The sequence below is a fragment of the Corynebacterium sp. KPL4015 genome, from assembly GCF_040225725.1.
GTDB classification, from domain to species: domain Bacteria; phylum Actinomycetota; class Actinomycetes; order Mycobacteriales; family Mycobacteriaceae; genus Corynebacterium; species Corynebacterium rhinophilum.
In genome coordinates this window covers 76,286-100,363 of the sequence record NZ_JBEHGF010000005.1, presented here as the reverse complement: position 1 = coordinate 100,363, position 24,078 = coordinate 76,286, and the positions used below count along the sequence as shown (strand labels likewise).

Genomic DNA, 24,078 nt, shown 5'->3' with positions numbered 1-24,078 from the left:
TCATCGTCCGCATTCCGTCCCCATACCTTAGCCCTAGTGGCCTGCTACTGACGATTCAAGCAGGCTACGCAGCTCCTCACCTTGGGCTAAAGTATCTGGCTCAAAAGTATAACCATCGTGAACGTAATGGAAAGCGGCGCGGATTTTATCGCCGCCGTGGATGCGCCGCCAGGCTTCGGCATAGACCGCCAACTGGATCTTCGCCGCTTCCATAGCCGCCCCCTTCGGTGGCCGGCCAGTCTTCCAGTCCACCACCATCCACGTGCCATCTGCCAAGCGGAAGACGGCATCCATTCGCCCGCGCACCACAGCGCTGCCGATGGTGATTTCAAACGGCGCCTCCACAAAGTCCGGCTGGCGCTCCGCCCATTCGGATTTCAGGAAGGATTCCTTCAGCTCTTCTAGGTCGAAGTCCTCCGGCTCATCGATGCCCGGCAATTCCTCTTCCCCTAGCAGCGCTGGGCTGCCAAAACGCTCTTCCAGCCATGCGTGGAAGGCGGTGCCCCGCTTGGCATAAGAATTGGGCTTAAACGGCACCGGGCGGCGTTGCCGGCGCGCAAACTGCAGCGGATCGCTGCCCAGGGCCACCATGTCAGAAGCGGTCAGCTCGCTGGGAAGTTCCACATCCACTACCGGTTGCTGCAGGGACTTGTATTCCTCAATGAGCGCACCCGCATCCTGTTCCCACAACTCGAAGGTCTCGCCGTGGCTCAGCTCAGGAAGGTCCTCCATGGCGGCTAGCACCGCATCCGCGCCGGCCAGGGAATCCGGATCGGCTTTGAGGGCCGGGAAGAGCCCGCTTTCTGCCGCATTAGCCGAGGTTTCTACCGGCTCTTCGGGCACCGTCCACTCCACTACGTACTGGGGGAAGGATTCTTTTAGCCTTTCAAGGTACTCATACGGGACCTTCTTGCCCCTGCCCGGCTTGTTATTCGTACCAGAGCCGGTAACGGTCAACGTGGACTCGGTTCTGGTTAAGGCCACATAAAAGAGACGAGCTGCCTCCTCCGCTTTAAGCGCGCGGTCATCATCCAAGAATGCCTTGCAGGCCTTTTCGAATTCGGAGCGAGTGACCGCATCCGGTGATACCTCGATATAGTCATCTTCACCGGGTACCTTCTCGATCTTGGATAAAAAGGTCTCTGCTTGTGCCCCATAACTCGAAGAATCCGCGTGCACGAGATAGACGTGCTCCCACTCCAAGCCCTTAGCCTTATGCACGGTCATGATTTGTACGCGATCCGTAGAGGCAGGAACCTCCCCAAGCTCGAGGCCATCTTCATGCTCGCGAGCGAGCTCTAAATAATCTATGAGCGCATACAAGGAATCCCCGTGGAATCCCGCGACGATATCGGCAAATTTATCCAAGTGGGTGGCGCCTCCCGCGCTGCCGCGGGCGAGTACCTCGGTACGGATATTGAAGATAGCCTCGATATCTGCGAAGAGATCGCTTAAAGGCTTGGACAGCGAGTAGGTGCGCAGGTAGCGCAGCTTGGCAGATACCTCTTCCATACGCGCCAAGCCCTGCGGGGTGTAGCGATCGCGCTCGCCGAGGTCTGCCAGGGCATCGGCAAGCCCCACCGTCTGATCTGGGCCCTCGGCCGTAAGCTGCGCTAATTGGGCGCGCAGATACTCCTCCGGATCCATGCCCTCTTCCCACTGCAGGCGCTCTTGCTTCGCCCCCGCCAAATTCTTTTGCCGTGCGGAAAGGACTTGGATATCGCCCATGCCCAGCCCGCAAATGGGCCCGGCGAAAATGCGGAGGGCGGCTTGCGCGTCTTCAGGCCGCACCAGCATGGTTGCCAGCGCTACGAGGTCCTGGATTTCCGGTTGCCACAGCAATCCACCCAGGCCATTAATTTCATTGGGAACATCAACGGCATCCAAGGCTGCTGCAATGGCCGTAGTTTGCCGGTTGGTGCGCACCAGTACCGCTGCGCTAAAGCCATCGCCTTCGCGTGCATCCCACTGCTGCTTTAATTTCTGGGCAATATAATCGTGTTCCTCGTCCTCGCTGGCGAAATAGGCCAGCTCAATCTCGCCTTCGCCCTTGTGCGGGGCCGCACGCAGTTCATCGACGGGGCGCGGGCCGCCGGCAAAGACCCCGGCCGCCACCGAGTTGGCCAGCTTCAAGGCACCCGACGGGTTACGCCACGAGGTAGTGAGCTGATCCTTGGGAGCAGGGGTGCCATCTGCCTGCGGGAAGTCCTCCACAAACGCGGTGAGGTTTTCTGAGGTAGCTCCGCGCCAGCCATAGATAGACTGCATAGGATCGCCCACGGCGGTCACGGAAATGTCTTTCTGCTCCCCGCCAAAGAGGCTGCGCAGCAGTACGCGCTGGGCATAAGACGTATCTTGATATTCATCCAGCATGACCACGCGGTAGCGCTGCGCCTGTTGCTTGCCCACGGCCGGGTGCGCTTGTGCGAGGCGCGCTGCTACAGACATCTGCTCGCCAAAGGTGATGACCTGCTGTTTTGCCTGCGCGCGCTTGAGTTCCTCGAGCAAAGGCACGTACTGCACGCGCCAATCCTGGACATCAATCCAATCCTGCAGATTCTTGGAATACTTGCCCTCCGTACTCGGCGCCTTTTCCAGGTTGTCTATATCGGCGCGGAAATCCCTCGCGAACTCGGCGATACCATCCGGACCTTGTAAGGAATTATCCATATTGGAGGTCATCTTCAGCAGGGTTTCTGTAATGTTTCCCAAGCTATTTGTATCCGTTAATTTCCCGCCGTAGTTTTTTACCACGTCATAGGCAATGGCGAAGCGCTCTGCCTCCGTAATGATTCGCGCCGAGGGCTCCACTGGGACCAAAAGACCGTATTCGCGCACTAGCTCGCCGGCATAAGAGTCATAGGTGGCCACGGTGGGTGCGATATTGGTAAGTGCCTCCGCGGCGGGGCTACCAGGGGCGATGAGGCCAGAATCGCGCAGCTGAATGAGCTGGCGCCGAATGCGCTGTTCTAGTTGCTGAGCCGCCTTGCGCGTAAAAGTCAGCCCCAGCACCTCTTCTGGGCGCACGTAGCCATTGGCCACCAAATAGACCACGCGGGAGGCCATGGTTTCCGTCTTACCGGCACCCGCGCCGGCGACCACGAGCTTGGGGCCAAAAGGACCCTCGATGACGTGGGCTTGTTCCTTAGTGGGTGGATAATCTTTACCCAGTGCTTGGGCTATTTCTTCCGGGGAAAAATTCTGCTTAGGCATGGATGGTCATCTTTCCTTCCTCCTGCACCGGGCAGATGGTACGAATGGGGCACTTATCGCAATCCTTATTGGTGCGCGCGGTAAGCTGCGGTCCGCGCAGTTCCGCCGCCAGTGGTGGCAGTAGTGCAGAAAATTCTTCAAGTGCCTCCGCGGTGAGCTGACTTTGTGTGCGCGTGGTGATCTTTTTGGAATCTTTTCCGGCAAAGACAAGCACCCCGCCTGCGCGCGGCATCCCTTCGCCATCGCGAACCCGCTGCCCGTCGAAGCTGCCCCGGGACAAGGCCAATTGATAGGTCATTAGCTGGCGGTTTTCTTCCGCCTCCGGCACCGACACTACAGATTTACCGGTCTTGAGGTCCACGACCAGGTAATTTCCATCTCCATCCTGCATCAAGCGGTCCATGAATCCACCTACCCGGATATTAGGGGCAACTTGGACATAAACGGGCACTTCGACCCCGACGAGTTCGTTTTTGACTTCGGATTGCTGTGCCCATTGCTGCGTGCGCTCTAGCAGGCGGGAAAATTCATTTAACTTGGTCTGCAGCTGCCACTGTGGAACGTCCAGGATGAGCTCATAGGCCTCCATGACGAGCAGGCGGGCCTTTTCTGCATCCATGCCGCGGCCGATGGCCTCCAAGAAATGGTGGGCCAGGTCGCCGCGTAAGAGGTGCTCGGCGCCGCTGGGATCTTCGGCAAGGTTGCCAACAATCGCCTTGAGTGGGCAATTCAGTAGGGCTTCAACCCGGGACGGGGACAGGCTCTTGCTGCCTCGCAGCTGCGTATGCGATGCCACAGAGCGCGCGGAGAACCATTGGTCTGGATGGGCGCCTGGGATTTCCGCCTGCGCTAAGCGCGCCAGCTGCCGGGCTGCTTGGCGCCGCTCCGCCTCGCCAGAATCTGGATTCGTGACCACGCGGCGCAATTGCGCCACAAAGGAAGGAACGGAAAGCACCGCCACGTCGAGGGGATCGACCTCGAGCCCATCGCGCAGAGACACCGGTGCCGGCTCGGGAACATCCAAGCCCAGCTCGCGGGGAAATTGGGTGGCGCGCAAGGCGCGGCTGGCTTCCCGGCGCGCCATAGTCCCGGGCACATCAACCCCGCGCCCGGTAAATTCCGCGATGAAGCGGGAAGGTTCTGCAAAGGCATCCTCATTGGGGTTTTCCACCGCGGCGATGAGCAACCGGCTCCGGTGGCGCGTGGTGGCGACGTGGAAGAGCCGGCGCTCTTCTGCCAAACGGGAGGCAATGTGGCTAACAGGGGTATCGGGCTCAATATCGCGGTCCAGGAGATCGATGAGATCTTCTTGGCCAAAAATGGATCCGGTCTCCCCCAGCGAGGGCCACGCGCCTTCTTGGGCTCCGGCGACGATGACGGTATCCCATTCGCGGCCAACGGCGCCGTGGGCGGTGATGATCTCTACGGCCTGCGGGATGGCGGTGCGGCGGTCGCGCACGCCGGTGGGCAGTTCTTGTTCGGTGATGTGAGTTAAAAAGGACTGCAGCGAGGAGCCGGGTCGGCGCTCGGAGTAATCACCGGCAGCATCAAAAAGCGCCATCATGGCATCGAGGTCACGATCCGCCTGCGAGCCGGTGGCGCCGCCGCGCAAGGCGGATGCCTGCAGGCGCATATCCAGCTCGGTAGCGCTCCATACCTCCCACAGGATTTCTTCCACAGAAGCCTGGGCTTGCACGGCCTGCCTGCCCGCGGAAAGTACTGCGCGCACGCGCTCTAGGATGGAAAATTCGCGTTCGGTGAGTTGCCCGTTGAAGTCCGGCAGCTCGCCCTGCAAGAGCTCGCGCAGGCTATCCATGCCGCGCGTATCGGGTGCCCACCGGCGCAGACCGCGAATCAGGCGGCGCAGGGTGACGGGATCCGCCCCTCCCACTGGACCGGTAAGCAAGTCCTCGAGCTCCACATTGCTGAGGTCTTCTTCCAAGGCGCGCAGGGCAAGGAGCATGGCAGATACTAGGCGTTGTTCTGCCAAAATCACGTCGGTCGGGCTGATGTGTACGGGTACGCCGGCGGCCAGCAAGGTGCGGCGCATCTGGCCTATATCCGCCGTCGAGCGGACGATGACGGCGATATCGCGCCACTGCACGCCATCGTCCAAATGGCGGCGGCGCACGGTATCGGCCACCACATCGCGCAGGCGGCCCTCAGAATCCACGATGGAAACGCAGGCCGGGGATCCGTTGCGGTGCGGCTGCGAAAGCTCCACGGAGTGTTCCGCGGGAAATTCTTCAAGGAATTGCGAATTAGCACCGCGGAAGGCAAAGACGGATTGGTCCGCATCACCGCCGATGACCAGCAATTGTGCATCGGGGGCCAAGCGAGAGATGAGCTTGCCCGCGGTGGGATCTAATAGCTGGGCATCATCGACCACGATGGTGTGCCACGGGTGCGAACTCGTAAGTTCTGGGCGCAGCAAGACCTGGTTAACTAACTCGGCCGCGGAATAAGAATGCGCCCCGGATAGGGCTTGGACGCGTTCGTATTCGCGCAGGAACGTACCGGCAGCACTCCACATACCGCGGCCGTACTTAGCTCCGAGGCTCTCTAAATCCGCGGGGCTAAGTCCTCGTTCAATGGAGCGCAAAAGAAAATCGCGCAATTGGCGGGCAAAGCCTACATACTCTAGGGCGGGGCGGACTTCCTCTGGCCAGTCGCCGTGGCCGGATTCAGCGTGGCCTTCGAGCAATTCCCGGATAACGGCATCTTGTTCCGCGCCGGTAATAAGGCGCAATTCCTCGTCGCTTGCACTGCGCAGAAGGGCAAAGGCCAAGGAGTGGATGGAGCGGACCATAGAGGATTGTGCCGCATAATCTTCGAGGCGTTCCGAAAGCTCACGGCGCAGGCGGGCGCCGGATTCCTTGGAGGCGGCAACAACGAGGATGCCGGAGGGATCTGCCCCCGTCTCCTGGGCGCGGTCGAGGGCATGAATGACGGTATCGATAAGAAAACTGGATACGCCGGTTCCGGCGGTGCCGGTTACCTTCCAGGTACCGGTTTCCGGCAGCTCAACGGGCCAGGAACGAGCGTGTGCGGACGGGGTGCGGGCGATGAGTCGTACCTCTGGCGACGGCGGTAGGACCACTCCCGCGCGGGCGGTGGAATGGGGATTGTAAGTCACCGCCCCAGTATCGCAGATGCCCTAGACACAAGAAACTGTTCCACCCGCTCAATATTAGAACGCACATTCGAGCGTGACCGCGGATTCAAATCATTGATATGCCGGCGGTAGGACACAGCCCGCAGCAAAAGCTCCTGCATACCCGGCACGTGACCAAACCGCTGGCAGATATCATCATCTACCACTTGCGCGATCAACCCATCCACGATCACGAGCGCAGCGCTCCACCCGGCGGGGCGCGCGGATTGGCTCGGCACGAGATCCACGATTCCCGGTGGGTGCGCGCCATAAAAGACCGTGGTGGTCAGCAGCGCGGTATGGGCGGTAACCAAGGGGACATCGGCAAGCGCGGCCTTATCGTAGGCCTCCCCCGTCTCCGCCCAGGCGGTGCGCTCCGCGCGGGCAAAGGCATCATCGCGGTGCGTACCCGGAGGTACTGGCGCATTAGCCATGGCATCGTCCAAGCGCAAGGCCGTCTGCGCCGCTTCATCGATACGCCCGGTGACCTCGCCGGGAAGGAACTGCGTCGCCTTCCACCCGGCCGCGGTATGGCGCCCGTCGCTCGCGAGAACCGGCCGCGATACCCGCGCGCCCGGCACGCTGAGCTTTTCGCGCACCTTGGCAGACCACGCCGCGAAGGGGCCGGCCTGGGAGTAGACCACATCGCCCACCTTGATGCCGTTATCCCATACTGGGCCCAGCTGATCGCCTTGGGCCCGGCGCGACCCTGTCGCACCGGTTTCTGCGTGGAAGGCGCTTAAAACATGCTCTGGAGGAAGCGGCATCCAGTACTCCTTATTGGGGTTGGTGGGGATCCTTGTGCTCCGGATTGGGATATGGCCACGGGTTAGGCTCGCAGGTCACATCCTCATCAGGATAGACCTCCTTGGGATTGCGGTCATGCAATTCCTTGTTGTTCAAACTCAGCGTCTGCTGCATCATTACCGGGGCCAATTTGCCCTCGCCGCCGCACTGCTGGTGGGAGGCATAGCCAATGGCGTGGCCCAATTCGTGGTTGATGACGTACTGGCGGTAATTGCCCAAATCACCCTCAAAGGGCGTGGCCCCGCGCACCCACCGCGCCTCATTAATGATGGTGGTGGATTCGCCGGTAAACATGGTGTGGCAGGAGGTTTCCGTCTCGATCTTCTCGCCACACCGCTCCGCAGCAGTGCCCAGAGAGGTCAGCTGGATGCGGGTATCGGGATCGTCTGCAGAGGCGACGTGCTCGAATTCGAAGTCACCCTGGGCGGTCCACCCGCGTGGATCCGCAAGGGTTGCCTCCACCATTGCGGCAAAGGCATCATCACCGCCGTAGGGAGCGGTATTGAGCCCATCTTCCACCTCGATGGAGTAGCGCACCTTCTTCTCGCCACCCTCGCCGGCTACGGCGCCGGGGCGGCCGATTGCGTGGAACGTGCCCTTTCCTTTTTTGGTGAAGTCACTTCCTGGGGGCATCTCACTAATCTCGCGCTCTACCGCCTCCGCATTCGCGGGGTCGGGGCCGGTGAGATCCTCGTGGGTAGGGGTGGCGGCTGCGGTGGTCTCCGCGCTGGATGCATCGCCGTTATCATCGGTCGAAGAGCCGGACGCGATATCCACAATCACCCAGATGGTAAGCAGCACCATCACGGGGATAGCCACTACACGCCACCAGCCGTAGCGGCGGGCGAACCGGACCACCGGGTTCGGGTGATCCGGGATTCGCCCATGGCTCTGGTGAGCCTTGCGATTCTGCCTACTTTCCATAGGCATTGAGGGTACCCGGTTGCCTATTCAAAAACTGAATTAGCAAACCTTTAGAAAGCCCCAAGCTTAGGCGCCGGCGAATCCGACGGACTGCTTCTTAGCGGCGCCAACCTCGACGTACACCACGCGGTCCGTGCGCACGAGGTACTTGCGACCCTTGTCATCTTCTAGCTCCAACGTGGAGTTTTCCGCCAGGGCGCTATTAATCTTTTGCGTCAGCTCCGCCTGCTCGCCACTGGTGCTAATAATCAGCTCGCGCGGGGTATCTGCAAAACCAAACTTGATATCCATAAAAACTATCCTCCTTTAACGAGAGTTTTACATGCCAATGGCCCCACTATAACCATCCCGGCTACTATCAAGGTGTGTCTGTCATAAAACCCCAGCCACCGACCTTCGCGGAACTCGGCGTGGCCGCCGAAATCTGCGATGGGCTCGCTGACCGTGGCATCGCGCGAACCTTTGCAATCCAGGAATTAACCCTGCCCATTGCGCTCAATGGCCAAGACCTCATTGGCCAGGCGCGCACCGGCATGGGCAAGACCTTTGGCTTTGGTGTGCCGCTGCTCGATCGCGTTTTTGATGACGCGGATATTGCCCCACTGGATGGGACGCCGCGGGCACTTATCGTCGTGCCCACCCGCGAGCTCGCCCAGCAGGTCACCGCGGATCTGCAGGACGCGGCCGCGCACCTGCCTGTCCGCCTCGCCTCCATCTACGGCGGGCGCCCCTACGAGGAGCAGATTAAGCTCCTCCAGCGCGGCGTTGATGTGGTCATCGGCACGCCAGGCCGCCTGCTCGATCTGCACGAGCGCGGCGATCTGGTTCTGCGCCACGTCGCTATCGTGGTGCTCGATGAGGCCGATGAGATGCTGGACCTGGGCTTTTTGCCCTCCATAGAGGCCATTTTGGAAGCGCTCGATGGCAATGCGCACCAAACAATGCTGTTTTCTGCCACCATGCCGGGCGCCATTTTGAACTTATCGCGGCAGTTCATGAATAAGCCCGTACACATCCGGGCCGAATCGGAGGCGGATGAAGTCACGCACGAAACCACCCGCAAGGTCACCTTCCAAGCCCACCGCATGGATAAGGTGCCGGTCATCGCACATATCCTGCAGGCCCAGGGCCGGGGTCGCAGCATAATCTTTACCCGCACCAAACGCTCGGCGGCGCAATTGGCCGATGACCTTGCTGAGCGCGGCTTCCGCGTCGGCGCCGTGCACGGTGACTTGGGGCAAAAGTCCCGGGAAAAGTCCCTGCAGGCCTTCCGCTCGGGCGAGGTGGACATCCTCGTCGCCACCGATATCGCCGCGCGCGGCATCGACGTCGATGATGTCACCCACGTCATCAACTACCAAGTTCCCGATGATCCCATGACGTTTATCCACCGCATCGGGCGCACTGGCCGCGCTGGGCATACCGGCACCGCCGTTACCCTCGTGGGCTACGATGAGCTGGCCAAATGGCAGGTCATCAACGATGAGCTAGGCCTAGATTCGGCCACGCCGCCGCAGTGGTTTTCCACCTCCCCGGAGCTTGCCCAGGCGCTGTCCATCCCCGCTGGCGTGCAGGAAAAGGTGGGGCCTGCCACCAGCGTGATTGGCCAACTTCCGGCGCATAAGCGGTCCGCGGGACAAGCCCAATCGCGGTCCCGGGGCGGGTCTCGGCGCGGTAATGGCACGCCCCGAGGAGGGCGCCGATGACTAAGGCCCCCATCTTGCGGGCTACCGCGGCGGATTGGAAGGCCACCGGCATCATTGGCGCTATCTGTGCCATCGCGGTGGGCGGCGCGGTCGCCACCGCCAATATCCACCAGGCGGACCTGCACCAAGAGGCGGTTCCTGGGGAAGGTGATGCCGCTGTGCTTGCCGATGTCCCCTCCTCCCTCACCACTGCCTACAGCCTGCCCAACCAGCCCGTACCCGGCCAATACCGCGCCATTTCCGCCCACGGGTTGAGCATTAGCCACGATGGCGATGTGCTCACTGCCACCAATGCCGATGGCTCCACGGCCTGGACCTATACCCGCAGCGATGCCGATCTCTGCTCGCTATCGACCGCCTGGGGCAAGGTAGTTGCCACCTATCGCACGGGCGTGGGCTGCGGGGATACGGTTGCCATCAACGCCGCGACGGGTGAATATGACTCCACCCGCAGCGCTATCAATTCCCCGGACGTTGTACCTGTGCAGTCCAATGACCGGGTAGGGACCGTTTCTGCCGGGCGAATCGATCTATGGCGCTCAGATCTCGTGCGCACCGTGGAATACGGCGAAGTGGAGGCCAAGCAGGAGGCACAGAAGCAACCGCACGAGGAGTGCACCATTTCTTCGGCGCTGACGCGTACCGAGAATCTCGCACTGACGGAATCGTGCCCGGAGGAACTTCACACCACGTGGTTAAGGTTTCAAAACACCACCCCGGAGGACTCCCGGGAACCAGAAATGGATGCCGATGTCTCCGTCGATCGCGATGGAGCGCGGCTTATCGCGGTGGGCCAAGACGCCGCCGCGGTCTATATCCCCGGCCCAGAACCCCGCATTGAGTCCTATAACAACGAGGGCGAAAAGCTTTCTTCTACCCCCGTAAAGCCTTCCGCAGCCATCGATTCCGGCACAAGCCCTTTCGCCCCGGCCGTTGCGGATCTCCCGCACCATATGACGTGGTTTGATGGGCAGCGCCTCTACCTTTTAACGCCTAGTGATTTGCGAGTCGATCATGTCATCGACGGCGCCATCGGCACCCCAATTTCAGTGGCTGGGCGCATGCTGATGCCCACCGAAAAGGGCATAGCTGTCGTGGACTGGTCTACCGGTAAGGTACTGCGCGAAATTGCCGTCGACCGCGGAGATTACCGCGGTCCTGTCCACCTCACGTTGGCGGGCGAGACCATTGTAGAAACCCGCGGCGATACCGTCGTTGGCCTCAGCAGCGACTAAGCGAGTGCCACTCGTGGGCCCCGCGCGAGTGGCCCAAACGCGAGTGGCCCTTAGAAATTCGAGGCGGCCCACTCCGAGGACTCGCGCCTGAACATCAAGAGGTAAAGCACCGCGACCGCGCTTAGCAGGGTGATAGTTCCCAGCACCGGGGATCCACCGCTATACATTTGAAACGCGCTCGCGCCCAGGATGAGCTCTACGAGGACCACGGCACCTCTTCCCCATCGCTTTCCCTTCACCATGGCCCACGCGCCTGCGATGACGAAGCCAAAGACGATGAAGATAAAGATGGCGGTGCCAAGCCCTACAAAGCTTCCCGATCCGGAATCAGAGACCATCGAGTCATTTTCCGCACCCACCGCTTCGCGCACAATGAGGAAAATGCCAAAACAAATAACCGCGATGGATTGCACCGTGGCAATGCCAGCGCCTATCAGCACCGACTGCGGGGCACTATCCGGTGCCGCTGCGGGCGCTGCCGCCTTATCTCGCTGCTGTTTATTTACCTGGCGTTTGTTCTGCTTAGACACAAAGCCACAGTCTACTAATCCGGCGTGAATTTTTTCTGTGCCACCCACGGCAAGGCCTCGATGTTGCCTGCACTAGCGCGGGGGCAAGGGCTGAGCTGGGAGATTTGACGGTCTCTTCCTCACCACACTCACAACATAGCACCTATAGCTGCAGCTCACGGCGATTCTCACAGGATTCTTTAAAATTTGATTTTGACATTTATGGCCCCCACACTGCGCCTATTTGCGTGATGTTAACCACAATTTAGCCTTTAACCCTAGCGGCGATCGGGTAAACATGTCATGATTCTCTAGTAGCAAAAAGAAAGAGGGCGTAAACCTCTTCTTAACCTGGAGGAAACTTCAGGCAACAACACCGTGAACCATAGGCGGCGGCGACGCTGGCCCGACCTCGAGACCGGACCCCACTGCTAGCAGACCAGTTCACACACCACCTAAAAATCAAGGTGCTTTCCTGCCCCGCACGGATTGCGCTCGTATTTACTGCTGTCAAAAATTTGTTAGGAGATATCAATCATGGATTGGCGCCACGAAGCCGTTTGCCGCGACGAAGACCCAGAGCTGTTCTTCCCAGTAGGTAACTCTGGCCCTGCTCTTACCCAGATCGCTAAGGCCAAGCTGGTCTGCAACCGCTGCCCCGTCGCTACTTCCTGCCTCAACTGGGCACTCGAGTCCGGCCTCGATGCCGGCGTCTGGGGCGGCCTGTCTGAAGAGGAGCGCCGCGCCCTCAAGCGTCGCCGCAACCGCGGCCGCGGCCGTTCCCGCGTGTCCGCCTAAAAGCGCGGACCCGGGGAACCTAACCCCCGCCCCAATTTTCGTTTCGGCGCCCTTAGCCGCTACAGTTGAATAAAGTTCAGAAACCCTCAACGAAGGAGTGCGCAATGAGCAAGCGTGGTCGCAAGCGCAAGGATCGCCGCAAGAAGGCCGCTAATCACGGCAAGCGTCCTGGCGCATAACGTACAGCACATATTATAAAGCCCGGTTTCGTACCAGTTCACCTTAAGAACTCGTACGGCCGGGTTTTTAATCTTTCTATTAGAAATCCGACTCTCGGAGCAGTAGCGACCAGGGCGCTCATTTTGGGTTGATACTACTGGTCCATATCGGGACATCGGTCATAGCTTCCCCGAAGTGCACTAATTGAACTCATTTCGTGGTTTCCTTTTGCCGGCTTCCGTTAGCAGGTATAGCGATCGGCGATGGTGGCCCCTGTTACATATGGGTGCCCATCGTCCGTAAGCTGTTCGCCTCAACTACCTCCTCAAGGCGAAAGACACTTGACGACGACGAGTATGCAGGACTAGCCCGAGACTCACCGTGCAAACTGGTAGTAGCCGGAACCCGCACAAACATCGCTCCTCACTACGCCCAAATTGATGGAGTAGAGACATACTAAATCTTGCTGACACCAGAAACCGATTTAGGCGCATAAATATCCTCGGGGCAGCGATTCTCGCCTTCTTCACTTCGACAACGTCTCTGCTGCACCCCACAGAGCCGAATCTTGAATCCTCAGGACACAACAGCCAAATCTTCCTTGTAGAAAAGTGAATGCTGGAATACACTCAATCGTCTAAGAAGACAGCAAAACTGGGGACTGGGCTATATCCGCAACCTGCTTTTCGACAAGACTTTAAATCAATATTCAGGGGCTTGGGTTATACGCCCTGCATAGCCCGACAGGAACCTAATGTGGCTTGACGGATATCATCAACAATTCGGAAATAGGCTGGAAGACTTCCTTTCAACAACAGTCCCCACGACACTTGCAGAGTTGACGCCTCTTCAGCGCAAGCAGGTCACCGATGGCACAAAAGAGTTTCCCTTCGAGATCGTACTCGAAATCTTAAACTCTAAACACAGCTATGAAGAGAAAGTATCCCGCATCCTCGCTATCAACGGCACATGGATGAATGCGATGTCAGGGAGTCAGTGGGCACTTGGCCCTTTAAATAGCACGGCCTACTCCGAAAGAGTCGGCATAGGCATCAGATGGGGCGAGATCGCTTTTTCACCGTTGCTAAACATCGCAGAAAACCTTATCGATACGTATCCCATCTGGCCGGGCGTACTCATGGAATTTGCTCACATGCAAGAAGACAATCGTGATTACTACCGCCAGCGAATTCAGAAAAACTAGCGCTGGTACCACCAGAGAGGTACCAGCCCAAAAACAGAACCCGTTCTTCAACTATTCGCAGGATGCGTATTTACTAGTCAGGGCTGGACATGACCCCAGAAAATGGACACGTCAGTGTTAGGCCCCTACTATTTGCCTATCCACTCGCATTACGCCCCAGGGCGTGTGGGTAGGGTTTGACTCGCGGGTTGACCGCTGCGAGTGAGATCCTATGGAAATTTTTTCTACAGCACCGCTTCGGCAGAGGGCGCCTGACGGTATGTATGTATGCTTCTGAACTGGAAGAGGAAATACAGCAGTACGAAATGCCTCGACTCTTGTTGCGAGGCGTTCTCAGTTCTAAATGACACTTTTACCAGCGGGATTCGATCTCCGTAATTTCTATCGAGATGCGGCGGCGCAGCGATTGCGGTGCCTTAGCTTGGCCGGCACAGCAATTGCGCACGAGGGAGCGGACGAGCTCTTCGCGCTCTAGTCGTTGCTGGCAAAAATCACATTGGGCGATGTGCTCGCGGATGGCTAAAGCGCGGGCGTAGGTCGTGGATTCATCGAGAAGCTCGCAAAATAGGTTGTGTACCTCAGTGGAACTACACGCACCACAGTTCTTTCCGGTTGCGCCTTCCATTACTTCTCCTCCATGTCCGGGTGTTCTAATCCAATTCCTTGTTCACGTGCTACGTCCTTCAACGCCTTCCGGAGCATTTTTCTTCCACGGTGCAGGCGAGACATCACCGTTCCCAATGGAGTATCCATGATTTCGGCGATTTCCTTGTACGCTAAGCCCTCCACATCGGAGTAGTAGACCACCATCCGGTAATCCTCCGGCAGGTCATTAATGGCCTGCGAGATGGACCTATCTGGCATCTCTTTAAGCGCTGCCACCTCAGCGGATTCCAACCCGGTGGAATCGTGCCCTGCGGTGGTATAGAGCTGAAAATCACTCAGATCATCGGCAGAAGACTCGGTAGGACGCCGCTTCGCCTTGCGATAGGAGTTGATGTAGTTATTGGTCATGATGCGATAAAGCCATGCCTTCAGGTTCGTTCCCTGCTTAAAGGAATGGAAGGACTTATAGGCCTTCAGATAGGTCTCTTGCACCAAGTCTTCCGCGTCTTGCGGGTTTCGCGTCATGCGCAGCGCGCCGCCATAGAGCTGATCGAGCAGCGGGAGCGCTTCCTTTTCAAAGCGGCGCTGCAGCTCCTTTTCGCTCACTGTTTCTTTAACCACACAATCTATCCTAACGTCTCACGCTAAAATTCCTATATGGCCAAAAAGTCCCCGCATGCCGCTACCCCGGCCCTGAAAGTCATCGAAGATGCCGGAGTCAAACACTCCATATCCACCTTTGAAGCGGGCAAGGACCACTTCGGTGACCACGCCGCGGCGGCCTTAGACGTAGAACCCGAGCGCGTGCTGAAAACGCTCATTATTGATCTCACCGCGGGCAAAGGCCCGCGCCGCGAGCTGGCGGTGTGCGTGATTCCCACCACGCACCATTTAAGCCTCAAGAAGGCGGCGGCCGCCCTTGGCGTATCTAAGGCCGCCATGGCGCAGGTGCACGATGCCGAGAAATCCTCAGGCTACGTGCACGGCGGCATTTCCCCGCTCGGACAAAAGAATCCGCTGCCCACGGTGATCGAGGAATCCGCGGTGCTCTTCGATACTGTCTTTATCTCCGGCGGCCGCCGCGGCTTAGATATTGAGCTCAACGCAGAAGACCTCGCGCGCTTGTGCGGGGCTGACTTTGCCGATCTACTGGCTGAGTAGCTCCGGGTAGTCATTAGAGACAGTCCCCACGGCCTTATCCACAGGGTGATACTCAAACCCCCGCAGGCCAGTGGGCACTAGCAGCTCCTTGGCCTCCTCGGCACTACCCTCGAGCCAGGTGCGCATCTCCTCCGGCGCCAAAAATCGCGGCAACCTGTGGTGCAGCCACTCCATCTCTTCGGTAGCCGCGGTGGTCACGATGGTGGCAGAGAGCCGGTCCAACCCAGTATCCCAGAGCCCCGCGGCCCACAGCAGGCCCTGGTCTGGATGGACGTAGTACGGCGTCTTGGTGGAGCCATCCTTGTGCCACTCGTAATAGCCGTTCATGGGGATAAGGCAGCGCTGGGATTTAAAGGCGGTGCGAAAAGATGGCTTGCTTGCCACCGTTTCCGCCCGGGCATTAAAAAGCGGCGGGCCATCCAGGTCTTTCTTCCACTGCGGCAAGAGCGCCCACCGCGCGGGATCGACTTCCGCCAGTTCTTCGCGCACGCGTACGATGGGAATGGGCTGGGTCGGGGCAATGTTATATCGCGGCCCAGGCGTGCCCTGTGGGGCGTGGACTTCCTGGATTCCCGGGAGGTTTCCCACCTCATCGAGGAGGGACTCGGTAAAAAGAACGAATCTTCCGCACATGGCCTCTATTATGGACACTATGTCTCAACCTTGGACCGCCCCGCTGGCTACCAGCCCCGTTACGGGGGAACACCAGGTGCCAGGATCGAAATCGATTACCAATCGCGCCTTCATCCTGGCCGCGCTTGCTGATTCCCCGTCTATCCTGCACACCCCGCTGGTATCGCGCGATACGCAGCTAATGGAGGATGCGCTCAGTGCCATGGGGGTTCGCTTCACCCATGACGGCGCCGATATCCACGTCCAGCCTGGGAAGCTGCACGGTGCCACGGTGGATTGCGGGCTGGCCGGCACGGTGATGCGCTTTGTGCCGCCGGTCGCGGCGCTGGCGGATGGCCCGGTGCGCGTCGATGGCGATAAGCAGGCCTACAGCCGCCCCATGTCGACGACGCTGGATGCGCTGCGCAGCCTCGGCGTTGATGTGGAAGGAGATAGCCTGCCCTTTACGGTGTCCTCCAACGGCGTGCCAGAAGGCGGCAAAGTCACCATCGATGCTTCTGGTTCTTCCCAGTTCGTCTCCGGCCTGCTGCTGAGCGGGGCGCGTTTTTCCCAGGGCATCCAGCTCACCCACGAGGGCGGCCAGCTGCCATCTATGCCGCACGTGGAAATGACGGTGGGCATGCTGCGCCAGGCGGGCGTGCGCGTGGATTCTGACGGCACGACGTGGACGGTGCACCCCGGCCCCATTGCCGGGCGCGAATGGTTCATCGAGCCGGATCTCTCCAATGCCACGCCATTCCTCGCCGCAGCGGCGGTAACCGGTGGGCGCCTGACCATCAAGAATTGGCCGGCAAATACCACCCAGCCAGGCGATGCCATCCGGCAGATCCTGCTGGATATGGGTGTGATGGTAACCCAGGAGCACAATAGCGTGACTGCAGTGGGCAACCCTGCGGGAAAGATGCAGGGCATCGAGCGCAATATGGGCGATATCGGGGAGCTTACCCCCACCGTTGCGGCCCTGTGCGCGCTCGCGGAAACGCCGTCGCGGCTCACGGGCATCGCCCACCTGCGCGGCCACGAGACCGACCGCCTGCAGGCGCTCGCAGCGAATATCAATGCACTGGGCGGCAGGGTCACCGAGCTTGACGATGGCCTGGTGATCGAACCCGCCGAACTCCACGGCGGCGATTGGCCGTGCTATGCCGATCACCGCATGGCCACCGCCGGCGCAATTCTGGGTTTGAAAGTCCCTGATATCCAGATTGAGGATATTTCCACCACCTCCAAGACCTTGCCCGGTTTCGCCCGCATGTGGGAGACGATGCTGCACCCCGACCAACAGGATTTACATGGCTAGACGTTTCGGTTCCTTTGATGAATCTGATGTGCGCGTGCGCCCCGGCAAGGGCTCGCGCCCGCGCACCAAGGATCGGCCCAAGCACAAAAATGCCAAATACGGCATGGTAATCACCAAGGACCGCGGGCGGTGGGGCGTTGCGCTTGACGATGGCCCCCACGTCACCGCCATGCGCGCCCGCGAGCTGGGCCGCACCGCCATCGAGGTCGGTGACCGCGTCGGCGTGGTTGGTGATACCTCTGGTGCCAAGGACACGCTGGCGCGCATCGTCAAGCTGGCGGATCGCACCTCCGTGCTGCGCCGCACCGCCGATGACACGGATCCGTATGAGCGCATCGTGGTGGCCAATGCCGATCAATTGCTGATCGTTTCTGCCGTGGCAGACCCTCCCCCGCGATCCGGCTTTGTCGAGCGCGCCCTGATTGCCGCATTCGTGGGCAACCTCCACCCCATCTTGTGCCTGACCAAGACGGATCTCGCGGACCCAACGCCGTTTGCAGAAGAATTCGCCGACCTAGATGTCACGGTGGTCGAAGCCGGAGTCGAGGATGGCCTAGATGCCGTGCGCGCGCAAGTAGATGGCCACATTACCGCGCTCATCGGGCATTCCGGGGTAGGCAAGTCCACGCTGGTCAACCGCCTGGTTCCAGACGCGGAAAGGGAAACGGGGGAAGTATCGGGCATCGGCAAGGGCCGGCATACCTCGACGCAATCGGTGGCCCTCCCCTTGCCCACCGACGCTCCAGGTGCCGAACCTCAGGGCGGCTGGATCATCGATACGCCGGGCATTCGCTCCTTCGGGCTGGCGCATGTGGACGCGGATACCGTCCTTGGCGTTTTCGAGGACCTCGCCGCGGCTATTGAGGAGTGCCCGCGCGGCTGTACGCACGCAGGGCCGCCGGCGGATCCGGAATGCGGGCTCGATGATCCAGAAATCATCCCCGAGGGCACCGCTACCGCCCGCCGTCGCGATGCGGTACGCGGACTACTACAAGCCCTGCGCACCAACGTGGAGTGGGAAAATTAGCGCGGCTTAGAGCAATTCCACGAGGAACGGCAGCTCCGTTGGGTGGTAGAAGGCCATGAAATTATCCAAGGCATCGCCCACCGCGAGCTCCGCGTCCTCATCGCCGAGGTCAGCGGAATCAATGGCCTCAATGGCCTTGGCGGTTGCCTCTTCGGATTCTTCAATATCCACGTGAATGGCGGCGAGATTATCGGTGCCAAATTGCGCCGGCTGGAGCTCTACCACCGGCTCGCCCATATCTGGGCGCGGGGTAACTGCAGTGTCATCAACGTCGATAGAAATGACCACGCGCCGGTGCGGGAACTTCTCCTCGTCCCCAATGGTCAACAGGCGCAGCGAGGCCATAGAGGCCTCAAGGAAGGCGGAGTAGGCGATCTCTTCTTCATCGCCTGCGGTATAAAAATCCCGCAGGGCTGGGGTAACCATGAAACCCCAGCCGGAACGCGCCGCGAGCGTTCCGGTTTCTGCGAGCTCCGCCAGCATGGCATAGGTCGCCGGAATATAGACGCGGGCTTGAGCCACTAAAATTCCCCTTCAATATCGAATACGGCTTGAATTTCTACAGAAACGCGGTCGAAGCTGGTGTACAAGAAACCGATCATTCCGGCATCGACGGCGGCGCGCACGTTAAGAATCGAATCATCGACCATGACGCAATCGCTCAAGGGCAGCTCAAGGGCATCGGCAGCAGCTTGGAATGCCGCAACCTCCGGCTTTTCCGCCCCGATTTCTCCAGACAACACCACGGCATCGACGTTGCCGCGGTATTCCCACTCGCGAATGTGCTCGGCTCCGGAACCGCCCGGGTCATTAGACAAGATAGCGGTTGCGGCACCATTTGCCTTCGCCGCAGACAGCAGAGCCTTCCAGCGGCGATTGTCCTCTTCAGCGCCATCGAGGACGCCGACATAGTCAATGATGAGACCACGCATAATTTTTAATCCTTCAGTACACGAATACTTTGTAACTCCCGAAAGTATAGCGAACTGCGCTTATATTCTCGCCCGCCTCATACAGGAAACTGCCAGAAATAGCGCGCGCAGCGCCCCCGTGAGATAATTATCACGCGTTCGCCTCCCTGCCCTTTTTGCAGGAGCACTCATTTCACCATGTATGAGCCCATTCCCGGCTACTCTCATCTCAAGCTATACATCGCCCCGCACCGCATCCATTACGGCCGCCTGCCCACTACGGCAGAGGTAGCCGCCCAGCACCATATCCAAGCCTGGGTCGTCTTTATCCTTGAGGTCGCCGCCGGCTACCGCCCGCTGGCACACCTTAATTCCCCGCGCTTTTCGGATTCCATCCGCCTACATATCGGTTCTTGGGTGCACCGGCGCGAAAGCCCCTATGACACCGATGCCCTGCGCCTTACCAGCCTGCACGCGCGACCTAATGGCGAATACTTCGGCTCCGCGGTCATCGGCACGCACCGTCACGCCTTTACCGGCTCCGCCACGGACCAAGGGCTACGCTCGTTTCGGCTGCTCTAAAACTAACAGCGCCCCTACCGCTTCCCCACCGCGCGAGGGCAGGGAGGAAGAGGAAGGGGCGTGATAGGACGTTGAAGCGTTATGCCTCTACGGTTTCTTGGCCTGCAGGACCAGAGCCCGAGTCACCGCCGGATTCTTGGTTTTCTTCCTGCTGCTTGAACTGCTTGCGCAGCATGAACAACTGGCGCACGGTTTCTTCCTTCACGCCTTCATTCATGGCATTGAACATATCGCCACCCTCCTTCTGGTATTCCACCAGCGGGTCGCGCTGCGCCATCGCGCGCAGGCCGATGCCCTCCTTGAGGTAGTCCATCTCATAGAGGTGCTCGCGCCACTTCTGGTCAATAATCGGCAGGATCACCATGCGCTCGGTATTGCGCATCTGCTTGTCGCCGCCGATGGCAGAAACGGATTCCTCCAACTTGTCGTACTCTCGGTTCGCGTCGGTGACGAGGGCATCGCGCAGCTGCTCCGCGGTGAGCTCGCCTGGGGAACCGTACTCGGAGCCCTCCACTAGCTCGTCCGGGGACATCGTGGGGCCGTACAGCGCCTCGAGGGCATTCCAGAGTTCCTCGAGGTTCCAGTCCTCGACATAACCGGTGGCGGTAGCACCCGCGACGTAGGCAGAGACCGTGTCATCGATCATGGTCCGGATATCGTCCTTGATGTCATCGGCATCGAGGATGGAATAGCGCGTGGAGTAGACCACCTTGCGCTGCTCATTGAGCACCTCATCGTACTTCAGCACGTTCTTGCGCATCTCGAAGTTTTGATTCTCCACCTGCGCCTGGGCGCCCTTAATGGAGTTCGAGACCATCTTGGCCTCGATGGGGACATCATCGGGCACGTTGAGGCGATTCATCATGTGCTCCATGGACTGGCCCACAAAGCGCACCATCAACTCATCGCGCATAGACAGGTAGAAGCGGGTCTCGCCCGGGTCACCCTGACGGCCGGTACGACCGCGCAGCTGGTTATCAATGCGGCGAGACTCGTGGCGCTCGGTGCCCAAGACATAGAGCCCGCCCGATTCGCGCACCTCATCACCCAAGCGCTTCGAGCGCTCTTTCTCACCGTCGATCTCGGCTTCCCAGGCCTCCTGGTACTTTTCCTCATCCTCAAAGGGGTCGAGGCCGCGTTCGCGCAGCTTCTCATCGAGAATGACTTCCGGGTTACCGCCGAGCACGATATCGGTACCACGACCGGCCATGTTGGTTGCCACGGTCACGGTGCCGGGGCGGCCCGCACGGGCAATGATCTGGCCCTCTTCTTCGTGGTGCTTGGCGTTGAGCACGTTGTGCTGCACGCCGCGCTTGCTAAGCAACTGCGACAAGTATTCGGAGCGCTCCACAGAGGTGGTACCAACCAAGACCGGCTGGCCGTTTTCAACGTGCTCTGCAATATCATCAACCACCGCGGCAAATTTTGCCTCTTGCGTCTTGTAAATGCGGTCCGAGTGGTCGGTGCGCTGGTTCGGCTTATTGGTAGGAATAGGAACCACATCCAGCCCATAGATGGAATGCAGCTCCGCGGCTTCCGTTTCCGCGGTACCGGTCATGCCGGAAATTTTTTCATAGAGACGGAAGAAGTTCTGAAGGGTAACCGTCGCCAGCGTCTGGTTTTCGTTTTTGATCTCCACCTGCTCCTTGGCCTCAATGGCCTGGTGCATGCCTTCGTTATAGCGACGTCCTGCCAAAACGCGGCCGGTAAAGCCATCCACGATCATCACTTCGCCGTTGCGAACGATGTAGTCCTTATCGCGGGTAAAGAGCTCCTTGGCCTTCAACGCGTTATTGAGGTAGGAAACCAACTGGGAGTGCTCCGGCGCGTAGAGGTTATCAATGCCGAGCTGATCTTCGACGTATTCCACGCCCTCTTCCAAGACGCCGATGGTGCGCTTTTTGTGGTCCACTTCGTAGTGGATGCCCTCGCGCATGCGCGGCGCCAGCTGGGCAAAGACGCCGTAGAACTGGGAGGAGCCATCAACCGGGCCGGAGATGATGAGTGGGGTACGGGCTTCATCGATAAGAATCGAGTCCACCTCATCCACGATGCAGAAATTGTGTCCGCACTGAACTACATCATTAAGGGTGCGCACCATGTTATCGCGTAGGTAATCAAAGCCCAGCTCATTATTGGTGCCGTAGGTGATGTCGCAGTCATAGGCTTCCTTGCGCTCTTGCGGGCGCATTTCTGCCAAGATTACGCCCACGGAAAGGCCCAACCAGCGGTGCACACGACCCATCATCTCGGCGTCGCGCTTGGCCAAGTAGTCATTGACCGTGACAATGTGTACGCCCTCGCCCTCCAAAGCGTTGAGGTAAGCGGGCAACAAGGAGGTCAGGGTCTTACCCTCACCGGTACGCATCTCTGCAACATTGCCAAAGTGCAGGGCGGCGCCGCCCATGATCTGCACGGGGTAGTGCTTTTGCCCTAGGACGCGCCAAGCGGCTTCGCGGACGGTAGCAAAAGCATCGAGCAAGATGTCGTTCTTTTCTTCGCCATCCTTGAGGCGAGTTTTGAACTCGTCAGTCTTGGCCTTTAGCTCATCGTCCGAAAGCTCCGCGTACTGATCCTCGAGTGCAATTACATCGTCTGCAATCTTGCCCAGGCGCTTGACCGTACGGCCCTCGCCCGCGCGCAGCAGCTTGGAAAGTCCAAACACTATTCGTTAGTCCTTCTTATCGCGACACATTCGTTAACTTCCCGCAATTGTACTCACGCTGCTGGCCTTGTCGCGTTCTACCCGCCCTTAAACGATAGTGATTTCACACTAAGAGCACTAAGAAAACAGATAACTCACAGCATGACAAATCCCCCTTCCCCACCTCATCGAGCAATAGCCCGATTGGTAGGAAGGGGGAATAAAGAGGTTTAGCGCTCTAGGCGGGCGCCGGAGGCTCTAGCCCTCTGCATCCTCAGACAAGGAGATGATGCCGTAGTCGAAAGCGTGGCGGCGGTAGACCACGGATGGCTTGTTGTTTTCCTCATTGACAAAGAGGAAGAAATCGTGACCAACCAGCTCCATCTCACTCAGGGCATCGTCCACGCTCATCGGGGTGGCCGGGTGTTCCTTGGTGCGCACGATCTGGCCGGGGCGAACATCCTCGACGGTCTCGGCATAAGGATCAACCAAGCGCTCTTCCTTGGCGCGCTGTGCTTCTGCCTCCGCAACCATCTCGGCGGCGATTTCGCCGGTGCCCTTCTGTGCGCGGTGGCCGCCCTTGACGTATTCACGGCGCACCTTCACCTTGCGCAGGGAGCGTTCCATCTTCCCCATCGCGGTTTCCAGCGCTGCGTAGAAGGAGTCTTCCTTAGCCTCTGCGCGGGCGATGTGGCCTTTACCGGTCGCAGTGATCTGGATGCGGTCGGACTCTGCTTCGCGGCGTGGGTTTGGCTCGTGCTGCAACTCCACGTGGAAGAAGGTCAATGTGGGATCAAGGCGTTCAATCTTGGCCAGCTTTTCATTGACGCGCTCTTGGAAGTGTTCCGGAACTTCAACGTTACGGCCCGTAATCGTTACCTGAGCATTATTTGGCTGGGACATTGAGATGCCTCCCTTTGGTAGTGGGGACTAGAAACAATCACAGTAACTGTTCCTCTGTGACACTTTTAATAATACCAGTGGTTATGACCTGATGGCATTAGGGGGTAAAACCGTGCACCCTACTGTGTGATGTACCTTAAGCATCTGCAAAGGCCAATGCCCCATAGACTGTGGCGCCGGCGGCGCGTAGGGCCGCCATACTGGCCGCAAGGGTGGCGCCGGTGGTTATAACGTCATCGACAAGCAGCGCCGGCTTACCGTTCACTGGGGCGCAAACCCCCACTCGCCCCTGTAGATTCGCCCATCTATCCTGCGCATTGAGCTCAGATTGATCCTCGGTATTCGCGCCCATGATAAGCGCCTCGCGCACCTGCAGGGACCGTTGCCGGCGCGCCGCACCCTGGCACACGGCCGTCACGGGATCGCCGCCGCGCCTGCGCGCAGAGCGGCGACGAGTAGGTGCCGGCACTAGGCACAGCTCGCGGGGAATCTCGCCGCGGGCAGCCAAGTGCGCCACGCCCGCGGCCACCACCGCACCGATATAATCGCGCACCTCCCTATTGCCCTGTTCCTTCATGCTGATGATGATATTTCGGCGAATG

23 protein-coding genes are annotated in these 24,078 nt (G+C 59.4%); 9 read left to right on the top strand and 14 right to left on the bottom strand.

The features are described from left to right. Positions 1-33: 33 nt before the first annotated feature. The 5 genes from ABRP64_RS03335 to ABRP64_RS03315 form a co-directional block, all read right to left on the bottom strand. Positions 34-3,213, bottom strand: a complete 3,180-nt coding sequence (locus ABRP64_RS03335) for an ATP-dependent helicase (protein ID WP_349865415.1) — start codon at positions 3,211-3,213, stop codon at positions 34-36. After that, positions 3,206-6,313, bottom strand: a complete 3,108-nt coding sequence (locus ABRP64_RS03330; RefSeq protein ID WP_349865429.1) for an ATP-dependent helicase — start codon at positions 6,311-6,313, stop codon at positions 3,206-3,208. Before ABRP64_RS03330 ends, ABRP64_RS03335 begins: the two co-directional genes overlap by 8 nt. A gap of 32 nt (positions 6,314-6,345) precedes the next feature. After that, a complete protein-coding gene (locus tag ABRP64_RS03325; protein WP_284852128.1) occupies positions 6,346-7,134 on the bottom strand; it encodes a hypothetical protein in 789 nt (262 codons plus the stop codon). A gap of 10 nt (positions 7,135-7,144) precedes the next feature. After that, positions 7,145-8,098 (bottom strand): DUF3152 domain-containing protein, encoded by a 954-nt coding sequence (locus tag ABRP64_RS03320; protein WP_349865413.1) that lies wholly within the window; start codon positions 8,096-8,098, stop codon positions 7,145-7,147. A 66-nt stretch (positions 8,099-8,164) separates the two neighbouring features. After that, positions 8,165-8,389: a DUF3107 domain-containing protein gene (locus ABRP64_RS03315; protein ID WP_239269424.1), complete on the bottom strand. Its 225-nt coding sequence runs from the start codon at positions 8,387-8,389 to the stop codon at positions 8,165-8,167. A gap of 74 nt (positions 8,390-8,463) precedes the next feature. On the opposite strand from ABRP64_RS03315, the gene ABRP64_RS03310 reads away from it, so the two are divergent. Continuing rightward, a complete protein-coding gene (locus ABRP64_RS03310; protein ID WP_284849899.1) occupies positions 8,464-9,804 on the top strand; it encodes a DEAD/DEAH box helicase in 1,341 nt (446 codons plus the stop codon). Then, on the top strand, positions 9,801-11,039 hold the full coding sequence (locus ABRP64_RS03305; RefSeq protein ID WP_284785035.1) for an Rv3212 family protein: 1,239 nt from the start codon (positions 9,801-9,803) through the stop codon (positions 11,037-11,039). Before ABRP64_RS03310 ends, ABRP64_RS03305 begins: the two co-directional genes overlap by 4 nt. Before the next feature lie 50 nt (positions 11,040-11,089). Here the strand turns inward: ABRP64_RS03305 and ABRP64_RS03300 are convergent, their stop codons facing one another. Continuing rightward, complete coding sequence (locus ABRP64_RS03300) at positions 11,090-11,569, bottom strand: hypothetical protein (RefSeq protein WP_284785037.1); 480 nt, start codon at positions 11,567-11,569, stop codon at positions 11,090-11,092. Between the two features lie 516 nt (positions 11,570-12,085). Here ABRP64_RS03300 and ABRP64_RS03295 point away from each other — a divergent pair. From ABRP64_RS03295 to ABRP64_RS03290, 3 genes are all read left to right on the top strand, one after another. Next, a complete protein-coding gene (locus tag ABRP64_RS03295; RefSeq protein ID WP_126318533.1) occupies positions 12,086-12,346 on the top strand; it encodes a WhiB family transcriptional regulator in 261 nt (86 codons plus the stop codon). A 104-nt stretch (positions 12,347-12,450) separates the two neighbouring features. Further along, positions 12,451-12,525, top strand: coding sequence for a 50S ribosomal protein bL37 (locus tag ABRP64_RS11680; RefSeq protein ID WP_369707509.1), 75 nt, complete (start codon positions 12,451-12,453; stop codon positions 12,523-12,525). Between the two features lie 734 nt (positions 12,526-13,259). Next, positions 13,260-13,709 carry a hypothetical protein gene (locus ABRP64_RS03290; protein ID WP_284770014.1) on the top strand — a complete coding sequence of 150 codons (450 nt, stop codon included), beginning with the start codon at positions 13,260-13,262 and terminating at the stop codon, positions 13,707-13,709. 352 nt (positions 13,710-14,061) lie between these two features. Here the strand turns inward: ABRP64_RS03290 and ABRP64_RS03285 are convergent, their stop codons facing one another. Both ABRP64_RS03285 and ABRP64_RS03280 read right to left on the bottom strand, forming a co-directional pair. Beyond that, a complete protein-coding gene (locus ABRP64_RS03285) occupies positions 14,062-14,334 on the bottom strand; it encodes an anti-sigma factor (protein WP_239269419.1) in 273 nt (90 codons plus the stop codon). Continuing rightward, positions 14,334-14,936, bottom strand: a complete 603-nt coding sequence (locus ABRP64_RS03280) for a sigma-70 family RNA polymerase sigma factor (protein ID WP_239269418.1) — start codon at positions 14,934-14,936, stop codon at positions 14,334-14,336. The genes ABRP64_RS03285 and ABRP64_RS03280 overlap by 1 nt, the downstream gene beginning before the upstream one ends. Positions 14,937-14,972: 36 nt before the next feature. Between ABRP64_RS03280 and ybaK the strand changes: the two genes are divergently transcribed. Further along, positions 14,973-15,476, top strand: coding sequence for a Cys-tRNA(Pro) deacylase (gene ybaK, locus ABRP64_RS03275; RefSeq protein ID WP_349865410.1), 504 nt, complete (start codon positions 14,973-14,975; stop codon positions 15,474-15,476). On the opposite strand, the gene ABRP64_RS03270 is transcribed toward ybaK, so the two are convergent. After that, entirely contained in the window at positions 15,462-16,109 is a 648-nt protein-coding gene (locus ABRP64_RS03270) for an SOS response-associated peptidase (protein ID WP_349865408.1), read from the bottom strand. The genes ybaK and ABRP64_RS03270 overlap by 15 nt on opposite strands. On the opposite strand from ABRP64_RS03270, the gene aroA reads away from it, so the two are divergent. Beyond that, entirely contained in the window at positions 16,108-17,409 is a 1,302-nt protein-coding gene (gene aroA, locus ABRP64_RS03265; protein WP_349865406.1) for a 3-phosphoshikimate 1-carboxyvinyltransferase, read from the top strand. The genes ABRP64_RS03270 and aroA overlap by 2 nt on opposite strands. Next, positions 17,402-18,436, top strand: coding sequence for a ribosome small subunit-dependent GTPase A (rsgA, locus tag ABRP64_RS03260; RefSeq protein ID WP_349865404.1), 1,035 nt, complete (start codon positions 17,402-17,404; stop codon positions 18,434-18,436). Before aroA ends, rsgA begins: the two co-directional genes overlap by 8 nt. A gap of 6 nt (positions 18,437-18,442) precedes the next feature. On the opposite strand, the gene ABRP64_RS03255 is transcribed toward rsgA, so the two are convergent. Continuing rightward, positions 18,443-18,958, bottom strand: coding sequence for a DUF6912 family protein (locus tag ABRP64_RS03255; RefSeq protein ID WP_411706959.1), 516 nt, complete (start codon positions 18,956-18,958; stop codon positions 18,443-18,445). After that, complete coding sequence (locus tag ABRP64_RS03250) at positions 18,958-19,368, bottom strand: HAD-IA family hydrolase (protein WP_284781755.1); 411 nt, start codon at positions 19,366-19,368, stop codon at positions 18,958-18,960. Before ABRP64_RS03250 ends, ABRP64_RS03255 begins: the two co-directional genes overlap by 1 nt. A 177-nt stretch (positions 19,369-19,545) precedes the next feature. On the opposite strand from ABRP64_RS03250, the gene ABRP64_RS03245 reads away from it, so the two are divergent. Beyond that, positions 19,546-19,929 carry a hypothetical protein gene (locus ABRP64_RS03245; RefSeq protein ID WP_284628921.1) on the top strand — a complete coding sequence of 128 codons (384 nt, stop codon included), beginning with the start codon at positions 19,546-19,548 and terminating at the stop codon, positions 19,927-19,929. 79 nt (positions 19,930-20,008) lie between these two features. Here the strand turns inward: ABRP64_RS03245 and secA are convergent, their stop codons facing one another. From secA to ABRP64_RS03230, 3 genes are all read right to left on the bottom strand, one after another. Then, entirely contained in the window at positions 20,009-22,594 is a 2,586-nt protein-coding gene (secA, locus tag ABRP64_RS03240) for a preprotein translocase subunit SecA (RefSeq protein WP_284853448.1), read from the bottom strand. 237 nt (positions 22,595-22,831) lie between these two features. Further along, positions 22,832-23,476 carry a ribosome hibernation-promoting factor, HPF/YfiA family gene (gene hpf, locus ABRP64_RS03235; RefSeq protein WP_023025625.1) on the bottom strand — a complete coding sequence of 215 codons (645 nt, stop codon included), beginning with the start codon at positions 23,474-23,476 and terminating at the stop codon, positions 22,832-22,834. Between the two features lie 136 nt (positions 23,477-23,612). Further along, a complete protein-coding gene (locus tag ABRP64_RS03230) occupies positions 23,613-24,053 on the bottom strand; it encodes a ComF family protein (RefSeq protein ID WP_284853447.1) in 441 nt (146 codons plus the stop codon). Positions 24,054-24,078 lie beyond the last annotated feature (25 nt).